Raw genomic sequence first — 6,006 nt, forward strand, 5'->3', positions numbered from 1 at the left:
ATTCAAGTGCTTGGCTGCAAATGGCCAGGTGATGCTTTCTTTCTGACCCCTCATTCGTTCATTTTTCCGCGCTCTGTTCCGGATGGCTGCGCTATCCAGCGTTATATATCTCCGCCCATGTCGCTTGTCTGAATATAAAAAGCACAGAATGTGATGCCTCTACCTTTCTTGTGATGCCCGCTCTGCTTTAATTCGTCTGCTCACGTTCGATGGGCCAAGGAATCACAATAATTTGAGGAATGGACACATGTTCAAAAGAACAGTAACGATGATGCTGGCGGCGGGAACCCTGGTATTAGGCGGTTGCGCATCCCATGGTGGTGCAGAACAGGCGGCAGACAACAGCGATTTCGGTGGCAAGTCCATCTACCTGCGTGGGGAGATGAACGACTGGATGGCAACCGATGCGAGCAAGGTGGTCAAGGTCGCTGACAAGCTCTATATGGCCAAAGGCACGCTCAAGAAAGAGTGGGCTCCCTACAAGTTCAAGTTTGCCGACTCCGGCTGGAGCTGTGGCACCAACTTCGGTTACAAGAGCCCGAGTGACGGTGTCGCCGTGCTGGGTGGGGAAGCCGTGCCGGTCAACCCCTGCTCCAAGTATGAGGACATGAAGTTCTCACCGGATACGGATGGGGTCTATGAGTTCTATCTGAATATGGCTGGCGAGACGCCGACCGTGTACGTCAAGAAACCCTGAGTGCTTCCTGATCGCTAAATCTTTCAGGAAATGAATCAGTTAAATGCCTCGGCCCAGAAACCTGCTGGCCGGGGCATTTTTTTAGGATAGAATCGGCGCCCTCATGGCAGTAGTTGTACTATATATGGTGTTATTTTTTATAAGTGTCACTATTGGTTGTGTTTTTGTCGCTGTCATGACGTTGATGCATTCACATAAGGTTGATTGAAAATGGCTAAATCCAACCCGGTGCAGGAGAGTGAACTCGGCTCCCGCCTCATCCCCCTGCAGGAAACGTCCCTTGAGATCTGGGACAGCAAGTATCGTCTCAAGAGTAAGGATGGGGCTCCCATAGATGGCTCCATCGACGAGACCTACCAGCGGGTTGCCCGCGCCCTGGCCGAACAGGAGCGCGAGCCTGATGCCTGGTATGAGCCCTTCCTGTGGGCGCTGCGCAACGGCGCCATTCCGGCGGGGCGTATCACCTCCAACGCGGGTGCCTTCGAGCACAAGCCGGCCACTTCAACCATCAACTGTACCGTCTCCGGTACCATCGAAGATTCGATGGACGATATCCTCGGCAAGGTGCACGAGGCCGGCCTGACCCTGAAGGCCGGCTGCGGCATCGGTTACGATTTCTCGACCCTGCGTCCGCGCGGTGCCTTCGTCTCGGGTGCCGGTGCCTATACCTCGGGCCCGCTCTCCTTCATGGATATCTATGACAAGATGTGTTTCACCGTCTCGTCAGCCGGCGGTCGCCGCGGCGCCCAGATGGGCACCATGGATATCCGTCACCCCGATGTGATCGAATTCATCCAGGCCAAGCGGGAAGATGGCCGCTTGCGTCAGTTCAACCTCTCCCTGCTCATCACCGAGGATTTCGTCAAGGCGGTGAAAGAGGATGCTCCCTGGTCGCTGATCTTCCCCTATACGGCCAAAGAGGTGGAGCAGGACGGCATTGCGCTGGACGATCCCGAAGTGGTGTTCTGGGCCGACTGGCCCAACAAGGAAGGGGTGGTCATCAACGCGCTGGGGCAGGTGGCCTGCAAGGTCTACAAGACCATGCCTGCCCGCAAGCTGTGGAACGTCATCATGACCTCCACCTACGACTATGCGGAGCCCGGCTTCATCCTGATCGACAAGGTCAACCAGATGAACAACAACTGGTTCTGTGAAGAGATCCGTGCTACCAATCCCTGCGGTGAGCAGCCCTTGCCCCCCTACGGTGCCTGCCTGCTGGGGTCGGTCAATCTGACCCGGTTTGTGCGCGACCCCTTCACTGAGCAGGCTGCCTTCGACTGGCAGGGGTTTCGCAAGGTGGTGGCCATCTTCACCCGCATGCTGGACAACGTGGTGGAGATCAACCAGCTGCCATTGCCCAAGCAGCGCGAAGAGATCACAGCCAAGCGCCGTCACGGCATGGGCTTCCTCGGCCTTGGCTCGACCCTCACCATGCTGCAGATAAAATACGGCTCAGCGGCTTCCGTCGCCTTCACCGAGCAGGTATCCCAGGAGCTGGCCATGACCGGCTGGCAGGAGTCCCTGCGTCTGGCCAGGGAGAAGGGGGCTGCCCCCATCATGGAGCAGGAGTTCGAGGTAACCGGCAAGATGCTGCGCCTGCGCCCCGAAATGGCGGCCGATGGCATCAAGCTGGGTGACAAGGTGAAGGGCAAGGTGCTGCATGCGCGCTACAGCCGCTACATGCAGCAGGTGGCCGAGGTGGATCCCGCCTTGGTGGCCGAGCTGGCCGAGGTGGGGGGGCGTTTCACCCACCACAGCAGCATAGCGCCGACCGGCACCATCTCCTTGTCGCTGGCCAACAACGCCAGCAACGGTATAGAGCCGAGCTTTGCCCATCACTACAGCCGCAACGTCATCAAGCCGGGCAAGAAGAGCAAGGAGAGCGTGGATGTCTACTCGTTCGAGCTGCTCGCCTACCGCGAGCTGGTGAACGCCGGCGCCATGCCTTACTCGGAGGACGAAGCAAGCTGCCTGCCGGACTACTTCATCACGGCCGACGACATCAGCCCGGCCCAGCACGTAGACATTCAGGCGGCAGCCCAGCGCTGGATTGATTCCTCCATCTCCAAGACCGCCAACGTGCCGACCGACTTCCCGTTCGAGCAGTTCAAGGGCATCTACATGTATGCCTCGGACTCGGGGCTCAAGGGCTGCACCACCTTCCGCTTCAATCCTGAGGCCTTCCAGGGCGTGCTGGTGAAGGAGAAGGATCTGGAGAACACTCAGTACGAGTTCACCCTAGAGGATGGCTCCGTCATCTCCGTCAAGGGGAACGAAGAGATCGAATACGATGGCGAGCTGCATACCGCCGCCAACCTCTATGACGCCTTGAAAGAAGGCTATTACGGTAAATTCTGAGAACAGATTATGGTCAAGAAGATCGACAAGAAAATCGTCGCCTACAAGGTGAAAACCCGGGATGAGCCGCAGGAAGATCTGGCCCCGCAGGATGACGTGGTGCACATGCACGAAACGGTGCTGCGCCCGGAGCGGCTGATGGGCACCACCTACAAGCTGAAGACGCCGGAGCATGTCTCCGAGCACTCGCTGTTCATCACCATCAACGACATCATTCTCAACGAGGGCACGGTTCACGAGACCCGTCGCCCGTTCGAGATCTTCATCAACTCCAAGAGTCTGGAACACTACCAGTGGATAGTGGCGCTGACCCGCATCATCTCTGCCGTGTTTCGCAAGGGGGGGGATGTCACCTTCCTGGTGGAGGAGCTGAGGTCCGTGTTCGATCCCAAGGGCGGCTATTGGAACAAGGGCAAGTATGTTCCCTCCCTTATCGCCGAAATTGGCAACGTGATCGAGACCCATCTCACCGAGATCGGCATGATCAAGCTGCCGGGTCTGGATGAGCATCAGCAGGCATTTCTGGCCGAGAAACAGGCCGAACTGCAGGTCCGGCAGCAGGCAGAAGAACAGCAGGCTGGCAGTGGCTTCCCGGCCAGTGCGACGCTTTGCTACAAGTGCAATACCAAGGCGCTGGTGCAAAAGGATGGCTGCATGACCTGTCTCAACTGCGGCGACTCCAAGTGTGGCTAAAGCAGACAAGTGATGGAAGAGGACCGGCCACAGTGCCGGTCTTTTTATTGCTGCTTTTCTGTTCGAACGATCCTGCCGTTCAAGCGATTTGTTGCGTGATAGTAAAATCGGGCGTAGCGTTGGGGGTAATAAAACTGTCACGCTCGTGTGGTTTCAATGACATCTGAGATTCACACACGTGGCACCTTCAGTGCCAAGGAGGATGCTTATGGACAATACGGACCGAAAGCTGTTTATCCTGGATACCAACGTTCTGCTTCACGAACCCCTCGCCATCTACTCCTTCAAAGAGCACGACGTGCTCATTCCCATGACGGTGCTGGAAGAGCTCGATAACATCAAGGATCGCAACAAGGATGTCAGCCGCGATGCGCGGGTGGCCATTCGTGCGCTGGAAGATGTGTTCCGCGATGCGACGCCGGAGCAGATCACCCAGGGCGTACCGCTGGCGGGTGAGGCGAGCGGCAATATCTGTATCTTCAGTGACCACCATCTGCCCCAGGATGCCGAGGTGTTCACCGACAAGGAGGCGGACAACCGCATCATCAACGCGGCCCTCTATCTGCAAAAGCATGAGATGAAACGCCAGGTGGTGCTGGTGACCAAGGACATCAACATGCGCCTCAAGGCCAAGGGGGCCGGGTTAGCGCACGTCGAGGATTATCGCAGCGACCAGCTGATCGACGATATCCGTCTGCTGGCCAAAGGCTTTCAGGTGGTGCCCGGCAGTTTCTGGGAGCGGGTCGGCGAGTGTGACAGCGAGACCCATGGCCGCGATACCGTCCATGTGATCGACTCGAACTTGCTGGAAGGGGTACACGTCAATCAGTACCTGCTCGACGAGGAGAACTTCTTCGCCGCCAGGGTATTGAGTAACGATGGCCACAAGATCCGCATCAAGGATCTGGGCCGTGAGCGACTGATGTCACGCAAGGCCTGGGGTGTCCATCCCAAGAACGTCTATCAGGGCATGGCGCTGGATGCCCTGCTCGATCCGCACATCGATCTGGTGATCCTGACCGGCCCGGCCGGTTGCGGCAAGACCCTGCTGGCCATGGCCGCCGCACTGGAGCTGGTGATTGAGAAGGGGATTTACGAGAAAGTCATCGTCACCCGCAATACTCCGGAAATCGCCGAGAGCATCGGCTTCCTGCCCGGCACCGAAGAAGAGAAGATGATGCCCTGGCTGGCGGCGGTGACAGATACCCTGGAGGTGCTGCACAAGCAGGACGAGAACATGAGCGGCTCGCTGAGCTACATCATGGAGAAGGCCAACATCCAGTTCAAATCGGTCAACTTCATGCGCGGGCGCAGCATCCAGAACACTTTCGTGCTGCTGGACGAGTGCCAGAACCTGACCGCATCCCAGATCAAGACCATCATCACCCGTTGCGGCGAGGGGACCAAGATTGTCTGCTCCGGCAACCTGGCCCAGATCGACTCCAACTACCTGAGCCCGGTGACCTCGGGTCTGACCTACATAGTCGAGCGTTTCAAGGATTTCGACGGCAGTGCCAACATCTTCCTGAACGGGGTGGTGCGCAGCAAGCTCGCCTCTTTTGCCGAGGAAAATCTCTGATTTAACTGACTATCTTCATATGAAAAAGGGGAAGCCAAGCGGCTTCCCCTTTTTTGATCCCGTCGCCGGTTCAGCGTCCCAGGGTTATTGCCCAAGGTAGCGCAGCAGGCCGGGATGATCGCTGTTCTGCAGTATATCCGGTGTGCCCTGCAGAGCGATGCGGCCCTCATCGACGAACAGCACCTGATCGGCGATGAGTTGCGCATCTTCCGGATTGTGAGAAACCATCAGCACAGTGATGCCCTGCTCGCAGGCAAGCCTGGCCACTTCGGCCAGCATCTCCCGGCGCAGGGCGGGATCGAGCGCCGAGAAAGGCTCATCCAGTAGCAGCAATGGCTTGCCTCGCACCAAGGCACGCGCCAGCCCGACCCGCTGCTGCTGGCCGCCGGAGAGCTGCTCCGGCAGCCGCGCCAGCATGTCGCCAAGGCCGACCCGCTCTGCAGCCTGTTTCACCTGCGCCTGCTGAGCAGGGCTCAAACGCAGGCCCGGATGCAGACCGATGGCGATGTTGTCGAACACCGACAGGTGCAGGAAGAGGTTGTGATCCTGAAACAGGGTGGTGACTGGTCGCTCGGCCGGCCCCAGCGGCAGCAGATTTTCGCCGTCGAAGCTGAGGGTGCCGGACTCTACCGGCACGAAACCGGCGATCATGCCGAGCAGGGTGGACTTGCCCGCCCCG

Annotated in this window: 5 protein-coding genes; 4 read left to right on the top strand and 1 reads right to left on the bottom strand. The window is 58.3% G+C overall.

Annotated features, from left to right (window positions below):
* The first annotated feature begins 247 nt into the window (after window positions 1-247).
* The 4 genes from BN1128_RS04255 (at window position 248) to BN1128_RS04270 (ending at window position 5,327) form a co-directional block, all read left to right on the top strand.
* A complete protein-coding gene (locus tag BN1128_RS04255) occupies window positions 248-697 on the top strand; it encodes an early set domain-containing protein (RefSeq protein WP_042866527.1) in 450 nt (149 codons plus the stop codon).
* A 210-nt stretch (window positions 698-907) separates the two neighbouring features.
* Window positions 908-3,055 carry an adenosylcobalamin-dependent ribonucleoside-diphosphate reductase gene (locus tag BN1128_RS04260; protein WP_042866528.1) on the top strand — a complete coding sequence of 716 codons (2,148 nt, stop codon included), beginning with the start codon at window positions 908-910 and terminating at the stop codon, window positions 3,053-3,055.
* Window positions 3,056-3,064: 9 nt separating this feature from the next.
* A complete protein-coding gene (locus BN1128_RS04265; protein WP_042866530.1) occupies window positions 3,065-3,748 on the top strand; it encodes a TSCPD domain-containing protein in 684 nt (227 codons plus the stop codon).
* A 208-nt stretch (window positions 3,749-3,956) separates the two neighbouring features.
* Window positions 3,957-5,327, top strand: coding sequence for a PhoH family protein (locus BN1128_RS04270; protein ID WP_021139771.1), 1,371 nt, complete (start codon window positions 3,957-3,959; stop codon window positions 5,325-5,327).
* Window positions 5,328-5,411: 84 nt separating this feature from the next.
* Here BN1128_RS04270 and BN1128_RS04275 read toward each other — a convergent pair.
* Window positions 5,412-6,006: thiamine ABC transporter ATP-binding protein (locus BN1128_RS04275; RefSeq protein ID WP_042866531.1), on the bottom strand; the 595-nt coding region annotated here is incomplete at its 5' end.

Origin of the sequence: Aeromonas piscicola (assembly GCF_000820005.1) — a bacterium.
GTDB lineage: Bacteria > Pseudomonadota > Gammaproteobacteria > Enterobacterales > Aeromonadaceae > Aeromonas > Aeromonas piscicola.

Coding starts and splice junctions, on each gene's coding strand:
- BN1128_RS04270 (WP_021139771.1), top strand. CDS start 3,957: ATGGACAATACGGACCGAAAGCTGTTTATCCTGGATACCAACGTTCTG.
- BN1128_RS04255 (WP_042866527.1), top strand. CDS start 248: ATGTTCAAAAGAACAGTAACGATGATGCTGGCGGCGGGAACCCTGGTA.
- BN1128_RS04260 (WP_042866528.1), top strand. CDS start 908: ATGGCTAAATCCAACCCGGTGCAGGAGAGTGAACTCGGCTCCCGCCTC.
- BN1128_RS04265 (WP_042866530.1), top strand. CDS start 3,065: ATGGTCAAGAAGATCGACAAGAAAATCGTCGCCTACAAGGTGAAAACC.